Origin of the sequence: Streptomyces sp. NPDC051913, from assembly GCF_044593635.1 — a bacterium.
Taxonomy (GTDB): domain Bacteria; phylum Actinomycetota; class Actinomycetes; order Streptomycetales; family Streptomycetaceae; genus Streptomyces.
The window spans coordinates 58,400-83,447 of record NZ_JBIUCI010000023.1; the positions used below are offsets into that span (position 1 = coordinate 58,400).

Genomic DNA, 25,048 nt, shown 5'->3' on the forward strand with positions numbered 1-25,048 from the left:
AACCACGCTGCCTACCGGTTGAGTTCGGCGAGCACCCGCAGCGTGCGCCGGTCCGGCGCCAGGGCGAGCAGATCGGTCACCGGCCCCTTGCGCCACAATTCCAGCCGCTCGGCGATGCGTTCACGCGGGCCGACGAGGGAGATCTCGTCGGCGAAGGCGTCCGGCACGGCGAGGACGGCCTCTTCCCTGCGTCCCTCCAGGAACAGCCGCTGGATCCTGCGTGCCTCCGCCTCATATCCCATGCGGGCCATGAGGTCGGCGTGGAAGTTGCGACGGGCGTGGCCCATGCCGCCGATGTAGAAGCCGAGCATGGTCTTCACGGGGAGGAGACCCTCGCGTACGTCGTCACAGACGCGGACCTGGGCCATGGGGGCGACGAGGAAGCCGTCCGGGGTGTCGGCGAGGGAGGCCTCGTAGACCTCGGGTCGGGTCGGGGACCAGTAGAGGGGGAGCCAGCCGTCGGCGATGCGGGTGGTCTGGGCGATGTTCTTCGGGCCCTCGGCGCCGAGGAGGATCGGGAGGTCGGGGCGGAGGGGGTGGGTGATGGGCTTGAGGGGCTTGCCGAGGCCGGTGGCGTCGGGGCCGGTGTAGGGGTGGGAGTGGAAACGTCCTGCCCTCTCGACAGGTGCTTCGCGTCGCAGGACTTGGCGTACGACGTCGACGTACTCGCGGGTCGCGGTGAGGGGTGACTTCGGGAAGGGGCGCCCGTACCACCCCTCCACCACCTGGGGACCGGACAGCCCCAGGCCGAGCATCATGCGACCGCCGGAGAGATGGTCGAGGGTGAGGGCGTGCATGGCGGTGGTGGTGGGGGAGCGGGCCGCCATCTGGGCAACGGCGGTGCCCAGCTTGATGGTTGTGGTGTGAGCGGCGATCCAGGTGAGCGGCGTGAAGACGTCCGAGCCCCAGGACTCGGCCGTCCACACGGAGTCGTAACCGAGCCGCTCCGCCTCCTGAGCGAGCGGCACGTGGTCGGGGTTGGGGCCACGTCCCCAGTAGCCGAGCGCGAGACCGAGCCGCATGCCTGCCTCCTGACGGTACGTCAGACCGGAAACGGTAGGCGACTGTACGACAACGGCCCCTCACCCGGAAGGGAGAGGGGCCGTGCGTTGCTTGTCCTCCGGGCTCAGCCGCGCTGGATGCCCGAGGTGTCCTGGAGGACGCCGCGACGGCCGTCCTGCGTCTGTGCCACGAGGGACGGACCGCGCTGCTCGACGGCCAGGTACCAGGTGCCCGGCGCCAGTTCGGCGATCGGCGTCTGCGAACCGTCCTCCGCGAAGAGGGGGCGCGCGACGGGGACCGCGAACCAGAACGGGGAGAAGTCCCCGGCCGACGGCGTCGGCTGACCCGGCTGCGGCTGACCCGGCTGGGGCTGACCGGCGTTGAACGGGGCAGTCGGCTGCGGCTGACCGCCGTAGGGCTGACCCGGCTGCGGGGCACCGGCGCCGGGGTAGCCGTAACCGCCGGGGGGCTGGGCGCCGTAGGGCTGGGGGGCCTGGGGGCCGGGGGCCGGGAGGAGGGCGGCCTGAAGGGCGCCGACCAGCGGGGTGGCTACAGCGGCGGCGGCCAGGAGGAGCGACGCGATGAAGCCGAGGATGAGGCCGGATCCGGCGTCGGTGTTGTCGCCGGAGTCCACCAGCGACCAGAACAGGCTCCAGGCGGCGAGGACCGTGAAGGCCACACCGACGGTGCCGAGATCCAGGCCGGCGATCTTACGGGGCTGCGGCAGGCAGCGGTTGACCACGATCAGGGCCGCACCGATGACCCCGCCCATGTAGATGCCGAGGCCCATGCCGAGGCTGTCCCACGCGTTCACGTCAAGGTCGTAACCGGAGACGGAGTAGAGCTCGAGGAACGACGCGATGAACAGCAGAACCGCTGCTCCGATCACCACGCCGTCGCCTCGAGTGAGGGAGCGGATATTCACTTCAAGGTCCTTCGGTTCAGTCGTCTCATCATCGGCATCGCTGGAGGCGTCGCTGTCACCATGTCGCCGTCAGGCCCCGGTGTGAAGCGCGGGGGTGGCCCCTCATCGTAAAGACGACCTTATCGTCCGTCCGACGAAGCTGTCCCCGGGGATCAGCCCGGGATCCACTAGCCGCGCAGGAAACTCACGATTCCTTCAGAGATTCCCTGCGCCGCCTTCTGCCGCCACGCACCGCTGGTCAGCAGTGCCGCGTCCTTGGTATCGCGCATGTTGCCGCACTCGATGAACACCTTGGGAACCGTTGACAGATTGAGACCGCCCAGGTCCTTACGCGTGACGAGTCCGGTGCCGTCGCCGACGTAGTTGGAGGGGGCGCTGCCCGTGACGCGGACGAAGTTGCCCGCGATGCGCTCGCCGAGGTCCGCGGAGGAGGCGACGATCGGGCGGGTGTCGGCGGCGCCGGCGTGGACGCTGCCCGGGAGGATGACGTGGAAGCCGCGTTGGCCCGCGCCCGCGCCGTCGGCGTGGAGGGAGACGACCGCGTCGGCGTGGGCCTGGTTGCCGATACGGGCCCGCTCGTCGACACACGGGCCGAACGTACGGTCGCCGTCCTGCGTCAACTTCACCGTGGCGCCCTGCTTTTCGAGGAGCGTGCGCAGCCGGTGGGCCACGTCCAGGGTGAACTTGGCCTCCGTGTAACCGGAGTTGGTGGACGTACCCGTCGTATCGCATTCCTTCCAGTTCGTGCCGATGTTCACCTTCTTGTTGATCTCGGCCGTGTGCTGGAAGTTGCTCGGGTTGTGCCCCGGGTCGATGACGACGACCTTGCCCTTGAGAGGGCCGGACGCGGCGGGGGCGGATGTGGAGGGTGTCGGGCTCGGCTTCCCGTCGTCCGTGGAGGCCGTGGACTTGGGGGCGGAGGTGGAGGCCGCCGTGGGGGACGCGGGCGCGCTGGACGAGGACGTCGGCGTACCTGCGGCCTCGCTGGAATCCCCGCCCGAGCCGCCCACCGCCTCGTACACCAGCCAGCCGAGCAACGCGCCCGGCACGAGAGCGGCCACCGCGACCGTGAGCGGGCGGCGCCTGGAACGGCGGGGCTGGGGAGGATCGAAGTCCGGGCCTACGTACGACACGACAGCCACCCTAGCGACAGGTCAGCGGCGAGGCAGGGCGGCTGCGGCCGAGCGGGTCGTTTCATCCGAACGGCACACCGGCGTCGCTCACGGTTGGGCGGTATGCGAAGAATCGCCCATGAGATCACATGTGCGTGCCATAGCGAGCGTCCTCACCACCGTCACCGTCGCCGGGGCGGTCGTACTGGGCGCGCCCGCGGCCCAGGCGTCCCCGTTCCCCTGCACCCCGCCGGAAGACGCCTGTGCCGTCGACTACGTCTACGACCAGCCGGGCGTCGGCACCGGCAACGTCATCCAGACCCCCGTCGACTTCGACATCAACGTGCAGCCCTGAGGCCGCGAGAGCCTCAGATCCCGGCGCCCACCCGCCGCAGCACCCGCAGCGTCCCCGTGACGGAGATCTCCTCGAACGCCCCCGACTCCAGCGCCCGCAGATAGATCCGGTACGGCGCCTGGCCGGTGAACTCGTCCTTCGGGTCCGGGTGCACGTCGTGGATGAGGAGAAGGCCGCCCTCGGCGACGTGGGGCGCCCAGCCCTCGTAGTCGGCACTCGCGTGCTCGTCGGTGTGGCCGCCGTCGATGAAGACCAGGCCGAGGGGAGCACCCCAGACCTTCGCCACCTGCGGGGACCGGCCGACGAGGGCGACGACGTGGTCCTCCAGGCCCGCCCGGTGCAGCGTCCTGCGGAACGTCGGCAGCGTGTCCATCAGCCCGATCTCCGGGTCGACCGTCTCCGGGTCGTGGTACTCCCACCCCGGCTGCTGCTCCTCGCTGCCCCGGTGGTGGTCGACGGTGAGCGCCGTCACCCCGGCCGCCCGGGCCGCGTCGGCGAGCAGGATCGCGGAACGCCCGCAGTACGTCCCGACTTCGAGGAGCGGCAGCCCGAGCCGCCCGGCCTCGACGGCCGCCGCGTACAGGGCAAGCCCTTCATCCGCGGGCATGAACCCCTTGGCGCCCTCGAACGCGGCGAGGATCTCGGGCTTGGGGGCCGAGCTCATAGGGTTCTCTTTCGATCGTACGGTTCGTGGCCGCCCCATGGTGCACCACGCCCCCGTCACGCCGGGTGACGGGGGCGCTTTCAGGGGCGCGGGGCTGTATCAACCTGCGGCTCCGCCGCGTGGGCGCGACCAGCCACGGCGGACGTGCGGACGGCGTACGACCTTTACGCGGTCACCGTCTCACCGGGCAACGAAAGATCCAGGTCCACGGCACCGTCGTCACCCGCGTGGCTCGCGGACGAGGCAAGCGGACCATGCCCGGAGGCCCGGGCGGCCAGCACATACGCACCCTGCGTCGGCACGGCGAGCGCGTAACTGCCGTCCTCGGCCGAGAGCGTCGCCCCCGCCTGCCGCCCCCGCCGGTCGATGAGCGTCACCTTCGCACGGGCGACGGGAACGCCGTCGGCGCCGAGAACCCGGCCCCGAAACCCCCGCAGAACCTCTTCCGCACGCGCCAGGTTCTCCTCCTCCTCGCTGCTCGCGCGCAGCTGCGGCGCGCGGTCGGGCTTGGGCAGGAACAGGGCCATCAGCAGGCCGATCGCCACCGCGCCGGTCGCGATGAGGAAGGAGACGCGGAAGCCGTGCATCGTGGGGATCGCGACGCCGTTCACGGTGTTCGCGGTGTTGGCGAGCACCATGCCGATGACGGCGCTGGACACCGACGTGCCGATGGAGCGCATCAGGGTGTTGAGGCCGTTCGCCGCGCCCGTCTCCGATGCCGGGACCGCGCCGACGATGAGGGCGGGGAGCGAGGAGTACGCCAGACCGATGCCCGCACCCAGCACGACCGCGATGACCAGGCTCTGCCAGGCCGCGCTCATCAGGCCGAGGCCCGCCCCGTAGCCGATCGCGATGATCAGCATGCCGAGGATGAGAGTGAACTTGGGGCCGTACTTCGCGGACAGACGGGCGTAGACGGGCGCCGTGATCATCATCGTCAGGCCCAGCGGCGCGACCAGCAGTCCGGCGACGACCATCGACTGGCCGAGACCGTAGCCGGTGGCCTTCGGGAGCTGGAGGAGCTGGGGAAGGACGAGCGAGACGACGTAGAAGGAGACACCGACCATGATCGAGGCCAGGTTGGTGAAGAGGACCGCGGGGCGGGCCGTGGTGCGCAGGTCGACGAGGGGGGCCTTGGTGCGGAGCTCGTAGACGCCCCACAGGAGCAGGACCAGGGCCGACGCGGCGAACAGGCCGAGCGTGGTGCCGGAGGTCCAGCCCCAGTCGCTGCCCTTGGTGATGGGCAGGAGGAAGAGGACCAGGCCGGTGGAGAGACCGAGGGCGCCGAGGAGGTCGAAGGTGCCCTCCGCGCGCATCGTCGATTCCGGTACGACGAGGAGGGTGAGGACGATGGCGAGGGCGCCGAGGCCGGCCGCGCCGTAGAAGAGGGCGTGCCAGTCGGCGTGCTGGGCGATCAGGGCCGCGAGGGGGAGGGCCAGGCCGCCGCCGACACCGATGGAGGAGCTCATCAGGGCCATCGCCGAGCCGAGCTTCTCGCGGGGGAGCATGTCGCGCATCAGGCCGATGCCGAGGGGGATCGCGCCCATGGCGAAGCCCTGGAGGGTACGGCCGACGATCATCAGGACGAGGTCGCTGGTGAGCGCGCTGACAAGCGCGCCGACCACCATCACCGCGAGGCTGGCGATGAGCAGGCGGCGCTTGCCGTACAGGTCGCCGAGGCGGCCCATGATCGGCGTGGCCACGGCACCCGACAGGAGGGTCGAGGTCAGGACCCAGGTGGCGTTGCTGGGGGCGGTGTCCAGCAGCTGCGGCAGGTCCTTGATGACGGGGACGAGCAGGGTCTGCATCACCGCGACGACGATGCCCGCGAACGCGAGCACCGGGACGACGGCGCCGCTTGCTGTGCGGGTGGGCTGGTCGGTCGGCGTAGGTCTCATGTGAGCAATGAACTCGGTGTGCCAGGGCAACTATTCCGATGCTTTGGCCAGCTAACGATTTCTTTATCTTCTCTTGACGTTGTGGGTCTGTGGGCCAGTGGGCCTAGACCCAAATCCCGATGCAAGGGGCGCACGGCGGTTGAGAGCATGACATCCATGTCCCGAGCCGCCGAAGTGCCCACCGCAGCCGCGCCCCCTCGTCGTACCGCTCCGCCCGCCTGGGTGGTGGTGGCGCTCGCGTGTGCCGGACAGTTCCTCGTAGTCCTGGACGTGTCCGTCGTGAACGTGGCGCTGCCCTCGATGCGGGCGGACCTGGGCATGAGCGCCTCCGGCTTGCAGTGGGTGGTGAACGCGTACGCGATCGCCTTCGCCGGGTTCATGCTGCTCGGCGGGCGGGCCGGCGACCTGTACGGGCGCAAGCGGATGTTCCTGGTCGGGCTCGCCCTGTTCACGCTGGCCTCGCTGGTCGGCGGACTGGCCCAGGACGGCTGGCAGCTGCTGCTGGCCCGGGCCGCGCAGGGGCTCGGCGCGGCGGTGCTCGCGCCCTCGACGCTGACGATTGTGACGTCCGCCGTCCCCGAGGGACCCGCACGCGCGCGTGCCATAGCCACCTGGACGGCGGTCGGCGGAGGCGGCGGTGCGGCGGGCGGGCTGGTCGGCGGCGCGCTCGTCGACGTGTGGTCGTGGCGCTGGACACTGCTGATCAACGTGCCCGTCGGGGCTCTCGTGCTCCTGGGCGCGCTGTGGTGGCTGAGCGAGAGCCGGGCCGGGGACGGGCGGCGGCTCGACCTGCCGGGCGCGGTCCTGGTGACGGCCGGGCTGGCGACGCTGGCGTACGGCATCTCCCAGACCGAGGCCGAGGGATGGGCGTCGGCGGCGACGGTGGTGCCGCTGCTCGCCGGGGCCGCGCTGATCGGGCTCTTCCTCGCCGTCGAGGCCCGGACCGCCGCCCCGCTGATGCCGCTCGGACTGCTCCGGCTCCGGTCCGTGGCCTCGGCGAACGCCGCCATGTTCCTGTCCGGCTCGGCGATGTTCTGCATGTGGTTCTTCATGACGCTGTACGCGCAGAACGTCCTCGGCTACACGCCGCTGGAGGCCGGGGTCGCCCTCGTGCCCAGCTCCCTGGCCGTGATCCTGGGCTCGAAGACGGCACCGCGGCTGATGCGGGCGCTGGACGCGCGGAAGGTGGCGGTCCTGGGGACGTGCGTGGCGGCGGTCGGCTTCGCCTGGCAGTCCACGCTGAGCGTCGACGGGGGGTACGTGGTGGCGATCATGTGCCCCGGGATCCTGATGATGCTGGGCGCGGGACTGGCGACGACACCCCTGGCCGCGCTGGCCACCTCGGGGGCGGCGCCAGGGGAGGCCGGGCTGGTGTCGGGTCTGGTCAACACCTCGCGGACGATGGGCGGCTCGCTGGGGCTCGCGGTGATGTCGACGATCGCGGCGTCCCGGACGGGCGGTGACCTGAGCCCGGAAGGGCTGACCGAGGGGTACGCGCTGGTGTTCCGCACCGGGGCCGGAGTGCTGGCCGGCGGTGTGCTGCTGATGCTGCTGTGGCTGCCGCGGAGGGTCTCCTCGGTCGCGGCGAAAGAGTCCTCGGTCTGAGGCAACGGTCCGGGCGGCTCATGGACTCCTTTGAATATCTAGGAGGTGCCCATGGGGGATCGCAAGGAGGCTCGGGACGCGGAGTTCCAGAGCTTTGTCATCGGCCGCTGGCCGCGGCTGATGAGAACGGCATTTCTCCTCACGGGGGAGCAGCACGCCGCGGAGGACCTGGTCCAGTCGACCCTGGAGCAGGTGTACGTGGCCTGGCGCAGGGTCGGCTCGGCCGACGACCCGGAGGCGTACGTACGGCGCGTGATGATCAACGCGCACGCTCGCAGGCACCGCAGGAAACTCAGGGAGTTCCTGGCGCCCAAGGACGACTCGGGCCTGGCGCGCGAGATCCCCGACACGGGTGACCGCATCGCGCAGGCCGAGGACCGCAGCGCCCTGCTGAAGGCGCTGGCCCAACTGCCGCCGCGGCAGCGCGAGGCCGTGGTCCTGCGCTACTGGGAGGACCTGACCGAGACCCAGACCGCCGAGGCGATGGGCTGTTCCGTCGGCTCGGTGAAGAGCAACGCGGCCAAGGGGATCGCGAAACTCCGGGCCATACCGGGGCTGGTCGACATGGCGACGCAGGGAGGGCGGCAGTGATGAGCGCGGACCGGGAGACGAACCACGACATGACGAACAGCGACATCACCACCCTGCTGACCGAGGCCACGGACGAGGTCGAGATCGGAATAGCCCCCTACCAGGCGGTCATCCGGGGCGGCCGCCGCCGCAAGGCCCGTCGCTGGGCCGTGGCCACGGCCACCGCCCTGGTGATCGCCGGCTCCTCGGCGACGCTGGCGGTGGCAGGACTCCCGGGAGGCGGCGGGACGGTGGCCCCGGCGGCGACCCAGACGCCGACGACGGCTCCGGCGGACCTGTTCACGCCGCAGCGCACGACGCTTGCGAGCGGCGTCGAGGACGGCAAGCCCTGGAAGGTCGTCATCGACGTCTGGGCGACACCGCGCGACAAGGCGCAGGCCGAGGGACAGCTCCAGGCGATGGCGCTGTACGGCGACATCCCGACGGGCGTGACCAAGGCCTCCGAGCTGATCGGCAAGAGCTCGTACGTGACGTACCTCAGGGACGGTGACGACGAGAGCCGGGGCGTCTACGAGGACGCGTTCGAGGAGACCGACATCCCGATGAAGGGGACGGACGTCGAGTCCGCCGCGATTCCCTTCAGGACCACGGACGAGCATGTGGAGCGTCTGGTCATCGGCATGGTCGGCAGGGACGCCGAGCAGGTCACGTGCGCCTGGAAGAACGGCACGGCGACCAAGGTCGACCGCCCGGGGAAGGACACTGAGGTCGCCACCGACCAGCCGGCGATCCGCAGGGCCGAGGGTTCGCCGGTGGACTGGTTCGTGTGCCTGGCGCCGAAGGGGACGCAGTACAAGTCGGCGGACGTGACGGAGAGGCAGGTGCCGGCGGCGGGGTGACAGGGGGCGGCGGGACGGGCGCTACAGCCACCCCTGCTGCCGGGCCTCCCGCAGCGCCTCGGTCCGGTTGCGGGTGCCTGTCTTGCCGATGGCGGCGGAGAGGTAGTTGCGGACCGTGGACTCCGACAGATGGAGGGCGTCCGCGATGTCGGCGACCGTCGCGCCGTCCGCGGACGCGCCGAGGACCTCGACCTCACGGGCCGTCAGAGGGTTGGGGCCGGCGCTGAGGGCGGCCGCGGCGAGGGCGGGGTCGATGACCGTCTCACCGGTCAGTACGCGGCGGATCGACGCGGCCAGTTCCTCCACCGGGCCGTCCTTCACCAGGAAACCGGCGGCCCCGGCCTCCATGGCCCGGCGCAGATAGCCGGGGCGGCCGAAGGTGGTCAGGATCAGCACCCGGCAGTCGGGGGCCTGGTCGCGGAGCTCGGCGGCGGCGTCCAGGCCGCTCTTGCCGGGCAGTTCGATGTCGAGGAGCGCCACGTCCGGGCGGTGGATCAGTGCCGCGTCCACGATCGCGTCACCGGCCCCGACCTGGGCGACCACCTCGATGTCCGCCTCCATCCCGAGCAGCAGCGCGAGAGCGCCCCGCATCATGCCCTGATCCTCGGCGAGGAGCACCCGGATGGACTTGGCAGGCCGATGATCCCGCGGCATCTCGTTCACGGCCCAAGGGTAGGGCGAGGGGGGCCGGGTCGCTTGGCATGCGGGGTCATTCTCGGGTGGACGCGGACGCGACTGCGGTGCCGTCCGTGGTTCCGGGGGCAACTGGCGTGGGCGTCTTGCCCGTGGCCCCGGGCACGACCGGCGCGCCCGTGTCGGCCACGGCTCCGGATGCGCCTGGCGTACCCGACCCTTCCCTGGTTCCGGCTCCCGCCTGTGCGCCCGCCTCGGCCACGGGCTCGGGTGCGGCCGGCCTGGGTGCGTTGGCCACGGCTGAGGCTGCCGCTTGCGTGCCGGCGTTGGCCACGGCTGAGGTTGCGGCTTGCGTGCCGGCGTAGGCCGTGGCTGCGGGTGCGGTTGGCGTGCCTGTCTCGGCCGTGGCTTCGGATGCGACCGCCGCGTCCATGTCCGTGTCGGCCGTGGGTTCGGAGGTGACTGCCGTGCCTGTGTCAGCCGTGGGTTCGGAGGTGACTGCCGTGCCTGTGTCAGCCGTGGGTTCGGAGGTGACTGCCGTGCCTGTGTCGGCCGTGGGTTCGGAGGTGACTGCCGTGCCTGTGTCGGCCGTGGGTTCGGAGGTGACCGCCGTGCCTGTGTCGGCCGTGGGTTCGGAGGTGACCGCCGTGCCCATGCCGACCATGGCTTTGGACGCGACCGGCGTGCCCGCGTCCGCCACGGTCTCGCGCGCGACCACTGCGCCCACGCTCGTGCCCGCCACAGTTCCAGGCGCCCCCGCCGCCCCCAAGTCCCCGGCCCCCACCGGCAACTCCGCCGTCACCACGAACCCGCCCCGAGCCCCTGCCGTCCCGGCGGTCAACCGGCCCCCCGCCGCGGCAAGCCGCTCCTCCAGCCCCCGCAGGCCGGTGCCCCCGACCACCACCCCACGCGAGCCCGTGCCCCCAGCCGCGCCGACCCTCGCTCCTTCCGATGTCCCGCAGTTCTCCCCGCCGTTGGTCACCCGCGCCGGAACCTGCTCGCCCTCCCCGTCGTCGGCGCCCCGCACCCGAAGGACCTGCTCGCCCTCCCCGTCACCGGCCCCCCGCACCCGAAGGACCCGCTCGCCCTCCCCGTCGTCAACCACCCGCACCCGAACCCGCTCAACTTCCCCCTCCACCGAGATCTCGCACCGTGTGACGCCCCGCCCATGTCGCAGGACATTGGTCACCGCCTCCCGGACCACCCACCCCAGCAGCGCCTCCGTCTGGGCGGCCAGGGGTGGGCCGGAGTGGTGGATGGCGGGGGTGATGGCGGCGGCCTCCAGGACCGAGGTCGCGCGGTCGAGCTCCGTGCCGAGGCTGCCCTCGCGGTAGCCGGTCACCGCCTCGCGGATCTCCGTGAGGGCCTGGCGGCCGACGGACTCGATGTCGGTGATCTGGGCGAGTGCGGCGTCCAGGTCGCGCCGGGCCAGACGGCGGGCCGCCTCCGACTTGACCACGATCACGGACATGGTGTGGCCGAGCAGGTCATGCAGGTCACGGGAGAACCGCAGGCGTTCCTCCTCGACCGCGCGCCGGGCCAGTTCCTCGCGGGCGGCGCGCAGTTCCCGTACCGCCTCGGACAGCGACAGGATCGCCGCCGTCACCATCGTCGACAGGAACGTGCCGTACGCGATGTTCACCGCGTCCCAGCCCTCCCGGTAGGCGGAGACGGCCGCCGCCAGGGCGGTCAGGGCCAGGCCGGTCCGGCCGAGCCACGGGCCCCGGGTGACCGCGCCGGTGGCCAGGCCGAGGAGAGGGAAGAAGTAGAGCCAGCTGCCGCCGTAGGCGAGGGCCAGGGCGCAGGTGATCAGGCCCATGAGGACCAGGGCCGCCCGGGTCGAGCGGGACTGCCGGGTCTCCTTCACGAAGGCGCGGAAGACCACGTAGATGTAGAGGGAGTTGAAGGCGAACAGGCCGATGGCGCCGAGCACCGGCTGTTGCGTGCCCGCCTGGAAGAGGTTGGAGAAGGCGCCCATGCCCAGCAGTAGCCAGGGCAGGAGGGAGAAACCGGTGGGCGGCGGGCCCGGTGTCTGCGACGACTTGCGGGCGCGACGCGCCTCGAGACGGCAGGCCGCCGACGCCCGCCAGTGCCGCTTCTTCCCTGTTCCACGCATCCCCTGTGTCATGGCTCCCACGCTACGAACCCCACCCACCCGCACGGCAGAGCCAGTCGTACGGAATCCCGCGGGACAAATGTCATACGGCCGGGAACACCTAGCTGACACTCCGTCAGGAGTCTTCACAACTCCCGTGCGCTGGGCTATACAGGGGGCGCCGGACTGGAACGCGTTCTAGATCGGCCCGTGACGACCTCGGTGCGGCCGACGGTGCGGACGTCCGCACCGAGGTCTCTGAGCCCGACTCCGAACCCGAGGGAGCCGCCTTGCCCATCGACGCCGCCAAGGCCCTTGCCGCCGAACCCCGTTCCGGTGAGATCTCCTGGAACTCCAAGGACGTGCAGCTCTACCACCTCGGCATCGGTGCGGGCGCGAACCCCGACAAGGCCAGTCCCGCCACCGACCCGGACGAGCTGCGCTACACCCTGGAGTCCCGGCTCCACGTCCTGCCGAGCTTCGCCACGGTCGCCGGCTCCGGATCACCCGGCGTGATCAGCGGCCTCTCCATGCCCGGCATCGAGGTCGACCTGGCCCGGGTGCTGCACGGCGGACAGTCGCTGACGATCCACCGCCCGCTGCCCGTCGACGGCACCGCGACCGCCATCGGCCGGATCGCCGCGATCCACGACAAGGGCAAGGCGGCCGTCCTGGTCATGCGCACCGAAGTCGCGGACGCCGAGGGTCCGTTGTGGACCAACGACGCCCAGATCTTCGTACGGGGGGAGGGCGGGTGGGGTGGCGACCGCGGACCGTCCGCCCGTCTCGCACCCCCCACCGGCGAACCCGACCGGGTCGTCGAGCGGGCCGTCCGCCCCGACCAGGCGCTCCTCTACCGGCTCTCCGGCGACTGGAACCCGCTGCACGCCGACCCCGAGTTCGCCAAGGTCGCCGGGTTCGAACGGCCCATTCTGCACGGGCTGTGCACCTACGGCATCGCGCTCAAGGCCGTCGTGGACACGCTCCTCGGCGGGGACGTGACGCGGGTGCGGTCGTACGACACCCGGTTCGCCGGGGTTGTCTACCCGGGCGAGACCCTGCGCATCCGTATGTGGCACTCGCCCACGTCCACCCGCGTCGCCGTCAGCGCCGTCGAGCGGGACGACGCGCCCGTCCTCGCCGACACCGTCGTCGCACACTCCTGAACCTCGAACCCGCCTGAACTCCGCATGATCTGAGGGGAGCCGCACCATGCGCGCAGCCGTACTGCACGAGATCGGCCAGGACAAGCTGGAGGTCCTCGACGACGTCGAGGCGGTGGGCTTCGGCCCGGGCAAGGTGCGGATCCGGGTCCGGGCCACCGGCCTGTGCCACTCGGATCTGTCCGCGATGGGCGGCGTCCTGCCGCAGCCCGCACCCTTCGTGCCGGGGCACGAGGGCGCCGGCGAGATCATCGAAGTCGGCGAGGGGGTGGGGAACGTGAAGGCCGGGGACCGGGTCGTGGTCTGCTGGCTGCCCGCCTGCGGCGTCTGTCCCGCCTGCAAGCGCGGCCAGACCGAACTGTGTCTGGCCGGGTTCATGAACGCCGGCACCCCCAACTTCAAGCGGCCCGGCGGCGACCTGTTCGGCTTCGCCGGTACCGGCACCTTCGCCGAGGAGGTCGTCGTCGACGCCGGATGCGCGGTGCCGATCCCCGACGACGTGCCCTTCGACATCGCCGCGCTCATCGGCTGCGGCGTGACCACGGGACTCGGCGCCGCCCTCAACACCGCTGACGTGGCCGCCGGTTCGTCCGTCGCCGTCATCGGCTGCGGCGGCGTCGGGATCTCCGCGATCCAGGGGGCCAGGCTCAAGGGCGCGGCCGAGATAGTCGCCGTCGACCCGGTCGTCTCCCGGCGCGAGTCCGCCCTCAAGTTCGGTGCCACCAGGGCCGTTTCACCCGACGAGCTGGCCGACGCCAAGCAACAGGTCACCGGCGGCGAGGGCTTCGACTACGTCTTCGAGGTCGTCGGCAAGTCCGCCACCGCCCGCACGGCCTACGAGAACACCCGGCGCGGCGGCACCCTGGTCGTCGTCGGCGCGGGCGCCATGGACGACTTCCTCCAGCTCAACATGTTCGAGCTGTTCTTCGACGAGAAGCGCATCCTGCCGTCCATGTACGGCGGCGGTGACGTCCTGACCTCCTACGAGCGGACCATCGCCCTGTGGCGGGCCGGCCGGATCGACCTGGAGGGGCTCATCACCCACCGGGTGCCGCTCACCGAGATCAACGAGGCCCTCGACCAGATGCGCACGGGCACCGCGCTCCGTACGTGCATCGAGATCTGAGGAACCCGGGCCATGTCACTGCCACTTGAGGGGCTGTCCGCGATCGTCACCGGCGCCGGACGCGGCCTGGGCCGGGCCGAAGCGCTCGAACTCGCCCGGCTCGGCGCCGCCGTCGTCGTCAACGACTTCGGGCAACCGGGGCGCGACGGCTCAGGCGCGGCCTCCACGGGCCCCGCCGAGGAGGTCGCCGCGGAGATCCGCGCGGCGGGCGGCCGGGCGCTCGCCCACACCGGGGACGTCGCCGATTTCCAACAGGCACGGGAACTGGTGGAGTTGGCCGTATCCGAGTTCGGCAAGCTCGACATCCTCGTCAACAACGCCGGCATCCTGCGCGACCGTATGGTCTTCTCGATGAGCGAGGGGGAGTGGGACGCGGTCATCCGCGTCCACCTCAAGGGCCACTTCAACACGACCCACTTCGCGGCCGCGCACTGGCGCGCCCGGGCCAAGGACGCCGGGGGGCGGGTGTACGGGCGGATCGTGAACACCTCCTCGGAGGCCTTCCTCGCGGGCTCGGCCGGACAGCCCAACTACGCCGCCGCGAAAGGCGGCATCGTCGGGCTGACCACCTCCACGGCGCTCGCCCTCGCCAAGTACGGCGTCACGGCCAACGCCATCTGCCCGCGCGCCCGCACCCGGATGACCGAGGACGTCTTCGCCGGCTTCGAACTCCCCGAGGACCGGCTCGACCCGCTCGCCCCCGAGCATGTCGCCCCGCTCGTCGGCTACTTGGCCGCACCGGCCGCCGCCCGCGTCAACGGACAGCTGCTCGTCGTCCACGGCGGGATGGTCGCCGTGGTCGAACGGCCGCGGGTGCAGGCCAAGTTCGACAGCAAGCAGGAGACGTTCACGTACGACGAACTCGACGCGGCCCTCACTCCGCACTTCGCGGAACGGGCGGACGGGGAGACGTTCGGGGCGGTGGAAGTACTGGGACTCAAGCGCGAGTAGACGAAGGCCCCGCCCACCTCCGAGGTGGGCGGGGCCTTCGTCCTGCGTCGTCCCTAGGCCGCCGACTCGGTCTTCTCGTCGGCCGGCTTGCGGTGCCGGCCACGAGGGGCCGAATCGCCATCCTGTGCCGAGACCTGACCGCGGTGCCGGCCGTGGCCGGAGGCACCCTGGGAATCGGTGTGCGGCGGCTGGATCGTGCGTGCGTCGCTCATCGGAAGAACTCACCCCGTCAACATGATCTTTCTTACAGCCGGGCGAGTTTAACCGGCACCCCACGGGCCGAATCCAGGCGGCCACGCCAACCGGCACTAGTTCGTTACAAGACGTCCCAGCGGCGCTTTTCCGAGCGGCACCGGACGCGGCACCACCGGTTCCGCATCCACCACGGACTCCGCATCCGCGGCATCCGCCACGGGCTCCGGAGGATCCGGCTCCGACGGCCCGCCGGTACCCGAGTCCGACGCCGCACCCGGCGTCTCCCCGGCGGCCGCCCCGCCCCTGTCCGGATCCCCCGGGCCCGTGTCCCCCGCGGTTCCCCCGTTCCCAGTGGCTCTTCGTGCCTCCCGCTGCGGTGCCCTCAACTCGGCCACCCCGCACGGCACTTCGTCCGTGGCGTACGGCAGTCGCAGCACCCCGTCCCGCGTCCACAGCCCGCTGCCCGCCAACCACCCCACGGGCGCCGCGAGATGGTGCACCTGCCGTCCGTCCGGCCGCCACACCCCGACCCAGCTGCCCAGCGGCCCGTCGATGCGCAGCGCCACCGCGCAGCTCTCCGGCATCAGCACCTGCCCCGGCTGGATGGCGAACGGCGTCACCGTGCACTCCGGCAGCCGCAGGCTCTCCGGGAAGCGCACCGGCAGCGTGCTGCCCATGACCCCCCAGCCCAGCCGCTGCCGCCCGGGCGAGGGCGCGTCGGAGCCGATGAGCAGCAGCCCGCTGTCCGGGTCGGCCAGCAGCAGCCGGTCATCGCTGCCGGCCGCGATCTGGAGCAGCGGCGACACCTCGCCGTCCCGTTCCAGGTCCACCACGATCGCCTTGGTGCAGCCGCCGACCTCCCGGTCCAGGGCCAGCATCCGCCCGGTCCGGTCCAGCCACACCCCGCCCGAGCAGCGCCCGGGGATCTCCGCGAGGTGCTCCGGGCCGAAGGTGCCGCCCGCCACGAGCCACACCGCGCTCGTCCGCCGGCCCACGGCGAGGGCGTACGCCTTCTCCCCGCCCGGAGCCGGGGGCAGCAGCCACAGCCGGGTTCCGTCGTCCGGGCACTCGACCGCGCCCAGGGGCAGCTCGCCGGTGCCGGGGCCGGTCGGGTAGAGCAGCGAGAAGTTGTGCCGTCCGTCCGCGAACCGCCGGATCAGGACCCGGCCGTCGGCCATCGGCTGCACCTCGGTGCCGGGCTCCTCCGGCTGGTTGCCGGGCAGTGGCACCGCGTAGGGCTCCGGGCCGTCCATCGTCCAGCGCTCCGGGAACCAGGAGTCGCCGTCCAGGGTGAGGCGGGCGGCGTAGGAGCCGTCCGCGGTGATCGTGCAGCCAGCCTGCGGCGTACCGTCCTCGTCCGCCGCCGTGGGCTCGATCGCACAGGCCGTCATCGTTCGGTCACCTCCGGCCACGAAGCTAGTTTTCGCACGCACAGACGGGGGACGAGGCGCCCACCGCTTCACACAAAGGGGTGGCCCAGGAACGATTCGCCTGAGGAAACCGGGGCGATTGTGCTGTACGGGACGACGACGGCCCGCTCCGGTACAACGGCACAGAACAGCCAGGTAGCCTTTTCCCGTGCCCCGTCTGTCTGAAGTCTCCCCGCCCCGTCTCTCGGACGTCGTCGCCGCGCTGGAGAACCTCTGGCCTGCCGAGCGGGCCGAGTCCTGGGACGCGGTCGGCACCGTCGTGGGCGACCCCGACCAGGAGGTCAGGCGGGTCCTGTTCGCCGTCGACCCGGTCCAGGAGATCGTCGACGAGGCGGTGAAGCTGGGCGCCGACCTGCTGGTCACCCACCACCCGCTCTATCTGCGGGGTACGACGACGGTCGCGGCCACCCACTTCAAGGGCCGGGCCGTCCACACCCTCATCAAGAACGACATCGCGCTGCACGTGGCCCACACCAACGCGGACACCGCAGACCCGGGTGTCTCCGACGCCCTCGCCGGCGCCCTGGACCTCCGGGTCGTACGACCCCTCGTGCCGGACCCGACCGACGCCTCAGGGCGTCGTGGCCTCGGCCGGATCTGCGAGCTGGACCACCCGCTGCCGCTGAGGGAGTTCGCGGCGAAGGCCGCCGAGCGCCTCCCCGCCACCGCGCAGGGCATCCGGGTAGCCGGCGACCCGGAAGCCGTGGTGCGCACGGTCGCCGTCAGCGGCGGCTCCGGCGACAGCCTCTTCGACGTCGTACGCGCCGCCGGCGTGGACGCCTTCCTCACCGCGGACCTCCGCCACCACCCGGCCTCCGAGGCCCGCGCCCACAGTCCTCTCGCGCTGCTCGACGCGGCGCACTGGGCCACCGAATGGCCCTGGTGCGAGCTGGCCGCCGCCCAGCTCGACGAGATCTCCGACCGGGAGGGATGGGACCTGCGGGTCCATGTGTCCCGCACGGTCACCGACCCCTGGACCGCCCACGCGGCGTCCACCACGCCTACTGACCTGGGAGCCCCCAACTGAACGCCGCGCCCGCCGACCAGATCCGTCTTCTCGACGTCCAGGCCCTCGACGTCCGCCTCCAGCAGCTCGCGCACAAGCGCCGGTCGCTGCCCGAGCACGCCGAGATCGAGACGCTGACCAAGGACGCCACGCAGCTGCGTGACCTCCTCGTCGCCGCGCAGACCGAGGAGAGCGACACCGCCCGCGAGCAGACCAAGGCCGAGCAGGACGTGGACCAGGTGCGCCAGCGCGCCGCCCGCGACCAGCAGCGCCTGGACTCCGGCGCGGTGACGTCCCCGAAGGACCTGGAGAACCTCCAGCGCGAGATCGCCTCCCTCGCCAAGCGCCAGGGCGACCTGGAGGACATCGTCCTGGAGGTCATGGAGCGCCGTGAGTCCGCGCAGGAGCGGGTCGCCGAGCTGACCGAGCGGGTCGGCGCGGTGCAGGGCAGGATCGACGACGCGACGGCCCGCCGGGAGGCGGCGTTCGAGGGCATCGACGGCGAGGTCGCGACGGTCACCAAGGAGCGCGAGGTCATCGCCGGCACGATCCCCGCGGACCTGCTCAAGCTCTACGACAAGCTGCGCGAGCAGCAGGGCGGCATCGGCGCGGCGAAGCTGTACCAGCGGACCTGCCAGGGCTGCCGCCAGGAGCTGGCGATCACGGACATCAACGAGATCCGTTCGGCCGCGCCCGACACCGTCGTCCGCTGCGAGAACTGCCGCCGCATCCTGGTGCGCACGGCCGAGTCGGGTCTGTAAGGGCCTGAGGGTCCTGTAAGGAGCGTTGCGCGTGCGGGAGTTCATCGTCGAGGCCGACGGCGGGTCCCGGGGCAACCCCGGGCCCGCGGGCTACGGTTCGGTCGTCATCGACGCGGCGACGGGCGAGACGCTGGCGGAACGGGCCGAGTACATCGGTGTCGCGACGAACAACGTCGCCGAGTACCGGGGGCTGGTGGCGGGCCTGCGTGCCGCCGCCGAACTCGACCCCGCCGCGTCCGTGCACGTCCGCATGGACTCCAAGCTCGTCGTCGAGCAGATGTCGGGCCGCTGGAAGATCAAGCACCCGGACATGAAGCCGCTCGCGACGGAGGCGTCCCGGGCGTTCCCGGCGGACCGGGTGACGTACGAGTGGATCCCGCGCGAACGCAACAAGCACGCGGACCGGTTGGCGAACGAGGCGATGGACGCGGGGGCGAAGGGGGAGCAGTGGTCTACTTCTACTTCTACTTCGGCTTCGGCTTCGGCTTCGGTGGCGGAGCTTGCGGCGAAGGGCGTCGCGTCCGCCGTGCCTGAGCCTTCCGGGCCGCCGGGAGACGCGGTGGCGGGGGCGGCGCGTGCGGCGCTGGCGGCGGCCTCTGGGCCAGCGGCTCCGGCGTCTTCTGCCCCTGCCACCTCCGCCCACTCTTCTTCAGCGAAGGCTGAGGCTGATGTCCGGGCGGCTACGAGCGTCGCCAGTTCCGGTTGGGCCCCGGCCGACATGGGAGCGCCGGCGACCTTCGTGCTGCTGCGGCACGGGGAGACGCCGTTGACTCCGCAGAAGCGGTTCTCGGGGAGCGGCGGTACCGATCCGTCGCTGTCCGAGGTGGGGCGTGAGCAGGCGCGGCTGGTCGGTGAGGCGCTGGCCCGGCGCGGCACCGTACAGGAGATCCTGGCGTCGCCCCTCGCCCGTACCCGGCAGACCGCGGCGGCCGTGGCGGAGCGCCTCGGGCTTGACGTGACCGTCGAGGACGGGCTGCGGGAGACGGACTTCGGGGCGTGGGAGGGGCTGACCTTCGGCGAGGTGCGGGAGCGTTACCCCGACGACCTCACCCGCTGGCTCGCCGACCCCGACGCCGAACCCACCGGCGGCGGCGAGAGCTTCGCGGCGACGGCCACCCGTATCGCCGCCACCCGCGACAAGCTGATCGCGACGTACGCGGGCCGTACGGTCCTGCTCGTCACGCACGTCACGCCGATCAAGACGTTCGTACGCCTCGCCCTCGGCGCCCCGCCGGAGTCCCTGTTCCGCATGGAACTGAGCGCCGCCTCGCTCTCCGCGGTGGCGTACTACGCCGACGGCAACGCCAGCGTCCGCCTCTTCAACGACACGTCCCACCTGCGTCCCTGAGGTCCCGCAGTCCGGCGGCGGCGCGGGCGAGTTCCTCGACCCGCGCCCAGTCCCGGGCGGTGGTCGCGTCCGCGGGCAGCATCCAAGTGCCGCCCACGCACCCGACGTTGGGCAGGGACAGATACTCGGGAGCGTTCGCCGCCCCGATCCCGCCCGTCGGGCAGAACCGCGCCTGCGGCAACGGCCCCGCGAGCGACTTCAGATACGCCGTCCCGCCCGCGGCCTGCGCCGGGAAGAACTTCATCTCCCGCACCCCGCGCTCAAGGAGCGCCACGACCTCGGACACGGTCGACACCCCCGGCAGGAACGGCACTCCGGACGCCCGCATGGCTTCGAGGAGTACGTCCGTCCAGCCCGGGCTGACCAGGAACCGCGCCCCGGCCGCCACCGACGCCGTCACCTGCTCCGGCGTCACGACGGTGCCCGTCCCGACCACGGCCTCCGGTACTTCGCGTGCAATAGCCCGTACGGCATCCAGCGCGGCCGGAGTCCGCAGCGTCACCTCGATCGCGGGCAGCCCACCGGCCACCAGCGCCCGTGCCAGGGGCACGGCATCGGAGGCGTCCTCGATGACGACGACGGGTACGACGGGGGCGAGATCCAGCACGCTCATGGCTTCATCGTGCCGATGCGGAGCGATGTGCGCAACGAGCGTTGCAGAGGATGCAACCGACGGACGGGTCGGTCAGTGGATCTCGTCCACCAGCACGTCCAGCGTCCAGGCCTTCCCGGCCGCCCCCTTCGGCGGCTCGACCTCCACGACGTACCCGAGGTCCCGCAGCGCCTCCACCAGCTCGGCCGGGCCGGCCGGCGCGATGCCCGCCGACAGCAGACTCCGTACGATCCGCCCCTTGGTCGCCTTGTTGAAGTGGCTGACCACCTTCCGGGTCGGCGCGTGCAGCACCCGCACGCTCGCCGTCCGCCCGGCCACCTCACCCTTCGGCTTCCAGGCGGCGGCGTACGCGGAGGACCGCAGATCGAGCACGAGCCCCGCCCCCGCGGCCTCCGGCATGACGTCTGCCATGGGGCCTCGCCAGTGGGCCCCGAGCGCCCCCAGTCCCGGCAGCTTCACACCCATGGAGCACCGGTACGAGGGGATCCTGTCGTTGATGCCGACGGCCCCCCACAGCCCGGAGAACACGAGCAGCTGCCGCCCCGCCCGCCTCTTCGCGGCGGTGTCGAGAGAGGCGAGGCCGAGCGAGTCGTAGAGAACCCCGGTGTAGATCTCCCCGGCAGGCCGCGCCCCGGCCCCCAGCAGCTCGGCGTTCTTGCCGACCTCGCCCCGCAGCCCCTCGCTCAGCCCGAGCACCTCGCGTGCCTTCTCCTCGTCCCCGGCGCACAGCTCCACGAGCTCACCGAGTACGGCCTGCCGGGCCTCGGCCAGCCCCGGCAGCGACAACGACTCCAGCTTCAGCGGGGCGCCACGACCGGAGGCGGCCTTGCCTTCGGACGGCGGCAGCAGGACAAGCACGGGCGGATCTCCTTCTCTAGGCTCCCGGACAGCGTACGGGCCTCGATGTACTTACCCTCGCTGTATGCCCCGCCGCCACATCAGCGTGACCGGCGCCCCAGAAGCCCCTCTCCGGGCCGCCCTCACCGCTCTGCGCACCGAACTCGGCGTGTCGGACGTCTATCCGCCCGAGGCGCTGGCCGACGCCGCTCGTCCCCCCGTACTCCCGACGTACGACGCCACCGACATCCCTGTGTTCACCATCGACCCGCCCACGTCCGTCGACCTCGACCAGGCGATGCACCTCGCCCGCCGGGGCACCGGCTACCGCGTCCGGTACGCCATCGCCGACGTCGCCGCGTTCGTCGTACCCGGATCGGCCCTGGACGCGGAGACCCACCGCCGGGTGATGACCCTCTACTTCCCCGACGAGAAGGTCCCCCTGCACCCGCCCGCGCTCAGCGAGGGCGCGGCCAGCCTGCTGCCGGGCCAGACCCGCCCGGCGGCGCTGTGGACGATCGACCTGGACGCGGAGGGCCGGACGGAGGCGGTGGACGTGCGCCGCGCACTCGTCCGCAGCCGGGCGAAGCTCGACTACGAGGGCGTACAGAGGCAGATCTCCGAGAAGACCGCCGAGGAGCCGCTGGCACTGCTGGAGGTGATCGGCCGGCTGCGGGAGGAACTGGAGGTGGAGCGGGGCGGGATCTCCCTGAAAGTCCCGGAGCAGGAGATCGTCGAGCGGGACGGAGGCTACGAGTTGACGTACCGCGCCCCGCTCCCCGCCGACGGCTGGAACGCCCAGATCTCCCTGCTCACCGGCATGGCGGCCGCCGACCTGATGCTCGCGCACGGCACCGGCGTACTCCGCACGCTCCCCGCCGCCCCCGACGGCGCGGTCGGCCGCCTGCGCCGCACGGCCCACGCCCTGCACATCGACTGGCCGCACCACGTCTCGTACGCGGCGCTGGTCCGCTCCCTGGACCCGGCCGTCCCGCATCACGCGGCGTTCTTGCAGGAGTGCACGACGTTGCTGCGCGGGGCGGGTTACACGGTCTTCCGGGACGGGGCGGTCCCAGCGATCACTACGCACTCCGCGGTGGCGGCCCCGTACGCCCACTGCACCGCCCCGCTCCGCCGCCTCGCCGACCGGTACGCGTCGGAGATCTGCCTGGCGGCGGTGGCGGGGGAGGCGCCGCCGGACTGGGTGCTGGCGGCGCTGGAGACACTCCCGCACGAGATGGCCGAGGGCGGCCGGCGTGCGGGCACGGTCGAGCGGGAGTGCGTCGACATCGTGGAGGCGGCGTTGTTGAAGGACCGGGTGGGGGAGGTCTTCGACGGATGCGTGGTGGAGGTGGAGGAGCGCCGGCCGTCGGTGGGGGTGGTGCAGTTGGAGTCGCCGGCGGTGATCGGGAGGGTCGAGAGTCCGGACGGGCTTCCGCTGGGGGAACGGCTGCGGGTCCGTCTCACACAGGCAGATCCCTCTCACCCGGCGAAGGTGCGTTTCGTGCCTGCGTGATCGTGCGAACGAGGTCGTCGGGTTGGGCCCGGGCTCGGTGCTCGTCTCGAACGGGTGATCTCCGGGGGTTCGTCCCGCGCCGGTCGAAGGGTTGTTGTCTGGTGTGCCGTGGCCCTGGATCCGATCACGCAGAAGCTCCTCTCGGACTGGGTTACGCACGTGCCGGCATCCCGCTCACGGACTTTCTCTGACCACCCCGGCGTTGCACCCTGAGAACGAGGGACAGGGGGCGGGGCGTGGAGCAGGCACTGTGGACTCGGGCGCGGCTGGGCCGCTGTGGCCCCCGTCTGGACCTCCTTACGGCCCGCTTCGACAAACACGTCTACGCCCCCCACGCCCACGCCGAGTTCACGGTCGGCGTCTGCGTGGGCGGCTCGGAGATCATCGACTACAGGGGCGGGCATATCCGCACCGGCCCGGGCAGCATCGTCGTACTGGCACCGGGGGAGGTGCACACGGGAGGCCCGGGGAGCGCGACGGACGGTTACGCCTACCAGGCCCTGTACGCGGCGACCTCCCTCCTGTCCGACGGCTCGCTCGGCTTCCCGCACTTCCGCGAGCCGCTGATAGACGACCCGGAGTTGGCGGCGGCCTTCCGCGTGACCCACACGGAGCTGAGCGCCTGCCCCGACCCGCTGGAGGCGGAGTCCCGCTTGCCGTGGCTCCTGACGGCACTGGCGAGACGCCACTCGACGGCGCGGGCGGCGGAGGACGCGGTGCCGGGCGGCGACGGAGTCGCTTGGCTCGTGCGGGACCGACTGGCGGACGAGATGGTGACCCCTCCCTCCTTGGCCGCTCTGGCCACGGACCTGGGCCTGTCCCGCTATCAGCTCCTACGGGCCTTCCGTACGACGATGGGCCTGCCGCCGTACGCCTGGCTGGCGCAGTACCGCGTCCACCGGGCCCGGACCCTGCTGGAGTCGGGCCTGCGCCCGGCCGAGGTGGCGACCGCCGTGGGCTTCGCGGACCAGGCACACCTCACGAGGTGGTTCCGGCGGGTGCTGGGGGTGACGCCGGCGGCGTACCGCAACAGCGTTCAAGACGGCGGGCCCTGATCCGGCCGAAGGTGTACGCATGACTGCACGCGGCTGGTTCCTGTTCTCCCTGATGGGAGTGGTCTGGGGCATCCCCTACCTGATGATCAAGGTGGCGGTGGAGGCTCCGCTGTCCCCGTCCTTCGTGGTGTTCACGCGGTGTGCGTTGGGCGCGGCGCTGCTGCTGCCGTTCGCGGCGCGGGGCCTGGCGGGGACGGTGAGGTCCCACTGGAAGCCGCTGTTGGCGTTCGCGTGCATCGAGATCATCGGCCCGTGGTTCACGCTGACGGACGCGGAACGGCATCTGTCCAGCTCGACGGCGGGTCTGCTGATAGCGGGGGTGCCGATCGTGGGCGTACTGCTGGCCCGCTTCTTCGGCGCCACGGAGCGGCTGGGGGCGCGCCGGGTGACGGGCCTGGGACTGGGCCTGGCGGGGGTCGGGATGCTGACGGTGCCGCACCTGACGGGCGGGGACGCACGGTCGATGGCGGAGGTGCTGGTGACGGTGGTGGGCTATGCGACGGCGCCGTTGATCGCGGCACGGTATCTGCGGGACGTTCCCTCCTTGCAGCTCACGGCGTCGTGCCTGGGACTGGCGGCGCTGGTGTACGCGACGCCGGCGGCGATGACCTGGCCGTCGGCGATGCCGTCTACCTCGGTGGTGCTGGCGTTGGCCGGGCTGGGGGTGATCTGCACGGCGGTGGCCTTCGTCGCGTTCCTGGAGCTGATCAAGGAGGTCGGTCCGACGCGCTCGACGGTGATCACGTACGTCAACCCGGCGGTGGCGGTGGCGGCCGGCGCCCTGTTCCTGGGCGAGGACCTGACGGCGGGCGTCGGGGCGGCGTTCGCCCTGATCCTGGCCGGCTCGGTCCTGGCGACGGCGTCTGGAGTCCGGGGCTCTGGCCGCCCGGTAACATGGTCGACACGGCAGACGAGCCGGGCGGACGGCCGCGTGGAGTCCCCTTGACGGGGGCTTCCCGAGGAACGTCCGGGCTCCACAGGGCAAGGTGGTGGCTAACGGCCACCCGGGGTGACCCGCGGGACAGTGCCACAGAAAACAGACCGCCTGGTGCTTCGGCGCCGGGTAAGGGTGAAACGGTGGTGTAAGAGACCACCAGTGCTCAGGGTGACCTGGGCAGCTAGGTAAACCCCACCTGGAGCAAGGTCAAAAGGAAACACCCCGGTGTTTCTGCGAGGACGTTCGAGGGCTGCCCGCCCGAGTCCCCGGGTAGACCGCACGAGGCCGGTGGCAACACCGGCCCTAGATGGATGGCCGTCTCCCCGGCCGCCGCGAGGCAGCCGGGTGACAGAACCCGGCGTACAGCCCGACTCGTCTGCCCCCCCGCTCC

General features: G+C 71.9%; 22 protein-coding genes, 1 other RNA gene and 2 pseudogenes. 14 read left to right on the forward strand and 11 right to left on the reverse strand.

The genetic code is table 11. The features are described 5' to 3' along the window. Nucleotides 1–11: 11 nt before the first annotated feature. The 3 genes from ACIHIX_RS42115 to ACIHIX_RS42125 all read right to left on the reverse strand — a co-directional run bounded on the left by ACIHIX_RS42115 (nucleotide 12) and on the right by ACIHIX_RS42125 (nucleotide 3,060). Nucleotides 12–1,022: an LLM class F420-dependent oxidoreductase gene (locus tag ACIHIX_RS42115; RefSeq protein WP_399965860.1), complete on the reverse strand. Its 1,011-nt coding sequence runs from the start codon at nucleotides 1,020–1,022 to the stop codon at nucleotides 12–14. A gap of 104 nt (nucleotides 1,023–1,126) precedes the next feature. Then, entirely contained in the window at nucleotides 1,127–1,927 is an 801-nt protein-coding gene (locus ACIHIX_RS42120; protein WP_399965861.1) for a DUF5336 domain-containing protein, read from the reverse strand. 167 nt (nucleotides 1,928–2,094) lie between these two features. After that, nucleotides 2,095–3,060, reverse strand: a complete 966-nt coding sequence (locus tag ACIHIX_RS42125) for an N-acetylmuramoyl-L-alanine amidase (protein WP_399965862.1) — start codon at nucleotides 3,058–3,060, stop codon at nucleotides 2,095–2,097. Between the two features lie 118 nt (nucleotides 3,061–3,178). On the opposite strand from ACIHIX_RS42125, the gene ACIHIX_RS42130 reads away from it, so the two are divergent. Next, nucleotides 3,179–3,394 carry a chaplin family protein gene (locus ACIHIX_RS42130; RefSeq protein ID WP_399965863.1) on the forward strand — a complete coding sequence of 72 codons (216 nt, stop codon included), beginning with the start codon at nucleotides 3,179–3,181 and terminating at the stop codon, nucleotides 3,392–3,394. Between the two features lie 13 nt (nucleotides 3,395–3,407). Here ACIHIX_RS42130 and ACIHIX_RS42135 read toward each other — a convergent pair whose 3' ends face one another. Continuing rightward, complete coding sequence (locus ACIHIX_RS42135) at nucleotides 3,408–4,058, reverse strand: class I SAM-dependent methyltransferase (RefSeq protein WP_399965864.1); 651 nt, start codon at nucleotides 4,056–4,058, stop codon at nucleotides 3,408–3,410. Between the two features lie 164 nt (nucleotides 4,059–4,222). Next, nucleotides 4,223–5,956: an MFS transporter gene (locus ACIHIX_RS42140; RefSeq protein WP_399965865.1), complete on the reverse strand. Its 1,734-nt coding sequence runs from the start codon at nucleotides 5,954–5,956 to the stop codon at nucleotides 4,223–4,225. Nucleotides 5,957–6,103: 147 nt separating this feature from the next. On the opposite strand from ACIHIX_RS42140, the gene ACIHIX_RS42145 reads away from it, so the two are divergent. From ACIHIX_RS42145 to ACIHIX_RS42155, 3 genes are read left to right on the forward strand one after another with little or no spacing between them, the layout of a single operon-like run. Beyond that, nucleotides 6,104–7,561 carry an MFS transporter gene (locus ACIHIX_RS42145; RefSeq protein WP_399965866.1) on the forward strand — a complete coding sequence of 486 codons (1,458 nt, stop codon included), beginning with the start codon at nucleotides 6,104–6,106 and terminating at the stop codon, nucleotides 7,559–7,561. Nucleotides 7,562–7,612: 51 nt separating this feature from the next. After that, nucleotides 7,613–8,152 carry a SigE family RNA polymerase sigma factor gene (locus tag ACIHIX_RS42150; protein ID WP_399965867.1) on the forward strand — a complete coding sequence of 180 codons (540 nt, stop codon included), beginning with the start codon at nucleotides 7,613–7,615 and terminating at the stop codon, nucleotides 8,150–8,152. Further along, nucleotides 8,152–8,991, forward strand: coding sequence for a hypothetical protein (locus ACIHIX_RS42155; RefSeq protein ID WP_399965868.1), 840 nt, complete (start codon nucleotides 8,152–8,154; stop codon nucleotides 8,989–8,991). The genes ACIHIX_RS42150 and ACIHIX_RS42155 overlap by 1 nt, the downstream gene beginning before the upstream one ends. A 21-nt stretch (nucleotides 8,992–9,012) precedes the next feature. Here the strand turns inward: ACIHIX_RS42155 and ACIHIX_RS42160 are convergent, their stop codons facing one another. Both ACIHIX_RS42160 and ACIHIX_RS42165 read right to left on the reverse strand, forming a co-directional pair. After that, nucleotides 9,013–9,645, reverse strand: coding sequence for a response regulator (locus ACIHIX_RS42160; RefSeq protein ID WP_399965935.1), 633 nt, complete (start codon nucleotides 9,643–9,645; stop codon nucleotides 9,013–9,015). Between the two features lie 745 nt (nucleotides 9,646–10,390). Then, nucleotides 10,391–11,740: pseudogene (locus ACIHIX_RS42165) on the reverse strand (sensor histidine kinase); the annotation flags it as partial. A 269-nt stretch (nucleotides 11,741–12,009) separates the two neighbouring features. Between ACIHIX_RS42165 and ACIHIX_RS42170 the strand changes: the two are divergent. Genes ACIHIX_RS42170 through ACIHIX_RS42180 form a run of 3 tightly spaced genes read left to right on the forward strand, consistent with a single transcriptional unit; the run spans nucleotide 12,010 to nucleotide 14,959 of the window. Then, entirely contained in the window at nucleotides 12,010–12,885 is an 876-nt protein-coding gene (locus ACIHIX_RS42170) for a MaoC/PaaZ C-terminal domain-containing protein (protein ID WP_399965869.1), read from the forward strand. Nucleotides 12,886–12,931: 46 nt separating this feature from the next. Continuing rightward, entirely contained in the window at nucleotides 12,932–14,008 is a 1,077-nt protein-coding gene (locus ACIHIX_RS42175) for a Zn-dependent alcohol dehydrogenase (RefSeq protein ID WP_399965870.1), read from the forward strand. Between the two features lie 12 nt (nucleotides 14,009–14,020). Further along, on the forward strand, nucleotides 14,021–14,959 hold the full coding sequence (locus ACIHIX_RS42180) for a 3-oxoacyl-ACP reductase (protein ID WP_399965871.1): 939 nt from the start codon (nucleotides 14,021–14,023) through the stop codon (nucleotides 14,957–14,959). A gap of 53 nt (nucleotides 14,960–15,012) precedes the next feature. Here the strand turns inward: ACIHIX_RS42180 and ACIHIX_RS42185 are convergent, their stop codons facing one another. Continuing rightward, entirely contained in the window at nucleotides 15,013–15,171 is a 159-nt protein-coding gene (locus tag ACIHIX_RS42185; RefSeq protein ID WP_399965873.1) for a hypothetical protein, read from the reverse strand. Nucleotides 15,172–15,267: 96 nt separating this feature from the next. Next, nucleotides 15,268–16,545, reverse strand: a complete 1,278-nt coding sequence (locus tag ACIHIX_RS42190) for a hypothetical protein (protein ID WP_399965874.1) — start codon at nucleotides 16,543–16,545, stop codon at nucleotides 15,268–15,270. Between the two features lie 187 nt (nucleotides 16,546–16,732). On the opposite strand from ACIHIX_RS42190, the gene ACIHIX_RS42195 reads away from it, so the two are divergent. The 3 genes from ACIHIX_RS42195 to ACIHIX_RS42205 are packed head-to-tail and all read left to right on the forward strand — an operon-like array spanning nucleotide 16,733 to nucleotide 19,699. Next, the gene (locus ACIHIX_RS42195) at nucleotides 16,733–17,611 is read left to right on the forward strand and encodes a Nif3-like dinuclear metal center hexameric protein (protein WP_399965875.1); all 879 of its coding nucleotides are present in this window, start codon (nucleotides 16,733–16,735) and stop codon (nucleotides 17,609–17,611) included. Next, nucleotides 17,608–18,351, forward strand: a complete 744-nt coding sequence (locus ACIHIX_RS42200; protein ID WP_399965936.1) for a zinc ribbon domain-containing protein — start codon at nucleotides 17,608–17,610, stop codon at nucleotides 18,349–18,351. The genes ACIHIX_RS42195 and ACIHIX_RS42200 overlap by 4 nt, the downstream gene beginning before the upstream one ends. A gap of 31 nt (nucleotides 18,352–18,382) precedes the next feature. Beyond that, nucleotides 18,383–19,699, forward strand: a complete 1,317-nt coding sequence (locus ACIHIX_RS42205) for a bifunctional RNase H/acid phosphatase (protein ID WP_399965876.1) — start codon at nucleotides 18,383–18,385, stop codon at nucleotides 19,697–19,699. On the opposite strand, the gene ACIHIX_RS42210 is transcribed toward ACIHIX_RS42205, so the two are convergent. Together ACIHIX_RS42210 and yaaA are read right to left on the reverse strand one after the other, a co-directional pair. Further along, nucleotides 19,671–20,312, reverse strand: a complete 642-nt coding sequence (locus ACIHIX_RS42210; protein ID WP_399965877.1) for a bifunctional 4-hydroxy-2-oxoglutarate aldolase/2-dehydro-3-deoxy-phosphogluconate aldolase — start codon at nucleotides 20,310–20,312, stop codon at nucleotides 19,671–19,673. The two genes, ACIHIX_RS42205 and ACIHIX_RS42210, sit on opposite strands and share 29 nt — an antisense overlap. Before the next feature lie 72 nt (nucleotides 20,313–20,384). Further along, nucleotides 20,385–21,170 (reverse strand): peroxide stress protein YaaA, encoded by a 786-nt coding sequence (gene yaaA / locus ACIHIX_RS42215; RefSeq protein ID WP_399965878.1) that lies wholly within the window; start codon nucleotides 21,168–21,170, stop codon nucleotides 20,385–20,387. 64 nt (nucleotides 21,171–21,234) lie between these two features. On the opposite strand from yaaA, the gene ACIHIX_RS42220 reads away from it, so the two are divergent. The 4 genes and pseudogenes from ACIHIX_RS42220 to rnpB all read left to right on the forward strand — a co-directional run bounded on the left by ACIHIX_RS42220 (nucleotide 21,235) and on the right by rnpB (nucleotide 25,036). After that, complete coding sequence (locus ACIHIX_RS42220) at nucleotides 21,235–22,665, forward strand: RNB domain-containing ribonuclease (RefSeq protein WP_399965880.1); 1,431 nt, start codon at nucleotides 21,235–21,237, stop codon at nucleotides 22,663–22,665. A gap of 236 nt (nucleotides 22,666–22,901) precedes the next feature. Further along, complete coding sequence (locus ACIHIX_RS42225) at nucleotides 22,902–23,720, forward strand: helix-turn-helix domain-containing protein (protein ID WP_399965881.1); 819 nt, start codon at nucleotides 22,902–22,904, stop codon at nucleotides 23,718–23,720. 82 nt (nucleotides 23,721–23,802) lie between these two features. Continuing rightward, nucleotides 23,803–24,516 (forward strand): annotated as a pseudogene (locus ACIHIX_RS42230) (DMT family transporter); the annotation flags it as partial. Nucleotides 24,517–24,631: 115 nt separating this feature from the next. Then, nucleotides 24,632–25,036: RNase P RNA component class A (gene rnpB, locus ACIHIX_RS42235), an RNA gene on the forward strand. Nucleotides 25,037–25,048: the final 12 nt, after the last annotated feature.